Below are 3,503 nucleotides of genomic sequence, written 5' to 3'. Positions count from 1 at the left end.
TTTGCCGTGGAATGGGTGTCCAGTTTGGCGTGGAAAACGCACCTTGGTACTACCTGTTGACTGGAGCCGATTTTTCGCAGGAGGAGAAGCCCGACCTTATTATGATCTCAGCAATTGTAGAGGTGGCGAAGGATGCTGTGCTCTATGTCGGCGTATTGGATGACTTTTTTTTCGATTCAGATGGTAACCTTGATCGCTTGATCTTGCAGGGTGTGGCAAGACGTCCGTTGAGTGCTGATAAAAATACGGCTCCCCAGGACGGTGGCGCCAGCGACGAGCGGTTCTACGCCATTGATGGCGATTCTTTCGTGCTTCGGTACCAGGATGTGAAGACTCTTAACGTTCAGTACGTGAAACTAACCACAGCCGAGCCAGCGGCTGAAGCGTGAGGCAAAAACTGTGCTCACTTGCCAAGTGATCGCTATGAGTGCGCAGGTGCGGCATATATTATTGCCGACAGCAGGGGCCTGACAGTCTCGACTTGGCACAGGCCGGCTGCTTACGCTCGACATAGACGTGTACAAAGTGTTCCGTTGCGCCGGCCCTTGGCCATCCTGTTTCTCGTCGCGGCAAGCCATAGCCTGACAGTGGTGGCGGCCGACATGCAGGCATGTCTAGGTTGAGAATGGAAACCTTGACATATTATGAGAAGGAAGGCGGTGTGAACGATCCCCGCCTGAAGCCCGTATTGGGTTTCTTGTCGAAGATTAGTGGTAGCCTTGGACGGAAACAAGAAGCCAAGGCATATGCGGCGCGTGCCGCGATTATTCGAGATTGACAAAGCTTTATGCTTGTCTCTTCTTCGGGAAGGCAATCTGCGTTAGTGCGCTTCGCACCGGATCGGGAATCGCCACCGACCGGTTGTTGGCCCGTTCCACATATACATGGACGAAATGGCCGGCGGCGCAGGGCAGGGCGTCGTCGTTGCGGTACAAGGCGATCTCGTAGCGCACGCTGGCGTTGCCCAGCTTGGCGACGCGGATGCCGGCGTGCACCACGTCGGGGAAGGAGACCGGGCTGAAGTAGGAGCAGCCGGAATCGACGACGAAGCCGACCACCGCGCCGTGGTGGATGTCGAGCACGCCGGCCTCGATCAGGAACTGGTTCACTGCCGTGTCGAAGTACGAGTAATAGACCACGTTGTTGACATGGCCATACTGGTCGTTGTCCATCCAGCGGGTCGGGATGGTCATGAATTGGGGGAATTGATCCCGTCCGGCGTCGCGCAAAGACATGCAAGCTCCTGTTCCAAGGTGATCGACCATTTTAGCGCGGGAACGCGGGGTTTTTTTTGAACAGAACAGGCGAGGGGGGTACAATTGACCCCCTGAACGCTGCAAGACAGTACCAATTCCAGAAAACGCCGCCCCGCGCTGGCCGTTTTTCACACGCCGCTTGCCGGCGATATTGATTATTAAAGGTTTTTCATGAGTCTCCAATGCGGCATCGTCGGCCTGCCTAACGTCGGCAAGTCCACCCTCTTCAACGCCCTGACCAAGGCCGGCATCCCGGCCGAGAACTATCCCTTCTGCACCATCGAGCCGAACGTCGGCGTGGTCGAGGTACCGGACCCGCGCATGGACGCGCTGGCGCTGATCGTCAAGCCCGAGCGCATGGTCAACGCCATCGTCGAGTTCGTCGACATCGCCGGCCTGGTGGCCGGCGCCTCGCAGGGCGAGGGCCTGGGCAACCAGTTCCTGTCGCACATCCGCGAGACCGACGCCATCGTCAACGTGGTGCGCTGCTTCGAGGACGACAACGTGATCCACGTGGCCGGCAAGATCAGCCCGCTGGACGACATCGAAGTGATCCAGACCGAGCTGGCCCTGGCCGACATGGGCACCGTGGAAAAAGCCATCCACCGCGAGGCCAAGAAGGCCCGCTCGGGCGACAAGGACGCCGCCAAGCTGGTCGCCCTGCTCGAGCGCATGATGCCGCACCTGAACGACGCCAAACCGGTGCGCGCGATGGGCCTGGACGCCGACGAGATGCTGCTGATCAAGCCGCTGTGCCTGATCACCGCCAAGCCGGCCATGTACGTCGCCAACGTCTCCGACACCGGCTTCAAGAACAACCCGCTGCTGGACCAGCTGACCACCTACGCGCAGTCGCAGAACGCACCCATCGTCGCCATCTGCGCCTCGATCGAAGCCGAGATCGCCGACTTGGACGACGCCGACAAGGGCGCCTTCCTGGGTGACATGGGCATGGAAGAGCCGGGCCTGGACCGCCTGATCCGCGCCGCCTACAAGCTGCTCGGCCTGCAGACCTACTTCACCGCCGGCGTCAAGGAAGTGCGCGCCTGGACCATCCACGTCGGCGACACCGCGCCGCAGGCGGCCGGTGTGATCCACACCGACTTCGAACGCGGCTTCATCCGCGCCCAGACCATCGCCTACGACGACTTCATCGCCTACAAGGGCGAGAGCGGCGCCAAGGAAGCGGGCAAGATGCGCGCCGAGGGCAAGGAATATGTGGTCAAGGACGGCGACGTGTTGAACTTCCTGTTCAACGTCTAAGCGCGATCCATCAAACCACCGCATTTCATGTCATCTCAATAGTGACAAGAAGCCCCGTAGACTCGGGGCTTTTTTGTATCTGCTCCTCTCGCGGGATCGTCTTTTCGCTCCTTTCAAGCTGGGTAAGATGCCGGGGATGAAGTCGAAGTCGAACCGGAAAGCACCGGTATGCTTGCCCCATTTCCCCACTCAGCACCCTTAATTCTCCGCGCTGCTCGGCCAAATCCGCAATGGTGTTCTGTCGTCATTTGATAGCAACATCAATGTATGATAGCCAAAATCAATGGCGTATCGTTCTTAGGTATGTATACTTCAATCTATGAAAAAGCCTGACGCCTCCACGGTTGAAATTTGCCAGCATTCCCGCTCGCATCAGGGGAGTGTTAGCATAGGCACGACTCATGCAAAAATCGGCCGCGTTACCGTTATCCGCTCAACCCATGCTGGCAAGGACGGTAAGATGTTAGTCCTTGCTGTCGCCTCAGCGAGCCGCACCAAATTGGCGCGCGAAACCACAAAGCAGATCCGTGCTATTGTTGCAAATCCGATATCCGGCGAACAGCAGTCCAAGGCCGACCAGTTAGCCAAACGCGCGAAGGACGCGCACGCCTCCGCAGCTACTGCGAAATTCCGTCGCCTACCTGCCTAATGCTTTCGGAATTTGGCTTTACAGCCTTAATTCCAATCAATGAGGTTGCGCCGCAAGAACTTTACCGGTTGGAGCAATTTTCCTGCGGCACGCCATCGTTGGACATGTTTCTGCATGCGCAGGCGCTGAACCTTCACTCAGACCATTTGAGCCACACCAGCGTATTCTTCCATGAAGATTTTGGAGGATTGGTAGGCTACATCACCTTTTGACATCCTCCCCACCCTAAAGGACGGGGACTCCTACGGCGCCGCGTGATGATCTACGGGTCGCTTCGGTGGGTTCCTGCTTCATCGAGCGGCCTGAATGCGCCGACTCTCCACAGGCTAAGACGC

At 58.0% G+C, this 3,503-nt stretch carries 4 protein-coding genes and 1 pseudogene; 4 read left to right on the top strand and 1 reads right to left on the bottom strand.

Annotated elements, in window-relative coordinates; genetic code table 11:
- Both BM252_RS31350 and BM252_RS31345 read left to right on the top strand, forming a co-directional pair.
- Nucleotides 1-389: pseudogene (locus BM252_RS31350) on the top strand (hypothetical protein); the annotation flags it as partial.
- Between the two features lie 236 nt (nucleotides 390-625).
- On the top strand, nucleotides 626-778 hold the full coding sequence (locus tag BM252_RS31345; RefSeq protein ID WP_174900732.1) for a hypothetical protein: 153 nt from the start codon (nucleotides 626-628) through the stop codon (nucleotides 776-778).
- Between the two features lie 7 nt (nucleotides 779-785).
- Here BM252_RS31345 and BM252_RS29635 read toward each other — a convergent pair whose 3' ends face one another.
- On the bottom strand, nucleotides 786-1,235 hold the full coding sequence (locus tag BM252_RS29635; protein ID WP_245774512.1) for an acyl-CoA thioesterase: 450 nt from the start codon (nucleotides 1,233-1,235) through the stop codon (nucleotides 786-788).
- A 192-nt stretch (nucleotides 1,236-1,427) separates the two neighbouring features.
- Between BM252_RS29635 and ychF the strand changes: the two genes are divergently transcribed.
- Together ychF and BM252_RS30750 are read left to right on the top strand one after the other, a co-directional pair.
- The gene (ychF, locus tag BM252_RS29630; RefSeq protein WP_093391363.1) at nucleotides 1,428-2,519 is read left to right on the top strand and encodes a redox-regulated ATPase YchF; all 1,092 of its coding nucleotides are present in this window, start codon (nucleotides 1,428-1,430) and stop codon (nucleotides 2,517-2,519) included.
- Nucleotides 2,520-2,838: 319 nt separating this feature from the next.
- Nucleotides 2,839-3,168, top strand: coding sequence for a hypothetical protein (locus BM252_RS30750; protein WP_139236829.1), 330 nt, complete (start codon nucleotides 2,839-2,841; stop codon nucleotides 3,166-3,168).
- The last annotated feature ends 335 nt before the right edge of the window (nucleotides 3,169-3,503 follow it).

The sequence above is a fragment of the Rugamonas rubra genome (genome assembly GCF_900114705.1).
GTDB lineage: Bacteria > Pseudomonadota > Gammaproteobacteria > Burkholderiales > Burkholderiaceae_D > Rugamonas > Rugamonas rubra.
This window is presented reverse-complemented; position numbering and strand designations above follow the sequence as displayed.

Coding starts and splice junctions, on each gene's coding strand:
- BM252_RS31345 (WP_174900732.1), top strand. CDS start 626: ATGGAAACCTTGACATATTATGAGAAGGAAGGCGGTGTGAACGATCCC.
- BM252_RS29635 (WP_245774512.1), bottom strand. CDS start 1,235: ATGTCTTTGCGCGACGCCGGACGGGATCAATTCCCCCAATTCATGACC.
- ychF (WP_093391363.1), top strand. CDS start 1,428: ATGAGTCTCCAATGCGGCATCGTCGGCCTGCCTAACGTCGGCAAGTCC.
- BM252_RS30750 (WP_139236829.1), top strand. CDS start 2,839: ATGAAAAAGCCTGACGCCTCCACGGTTGAAATTTGCCAGCATTCCCGC.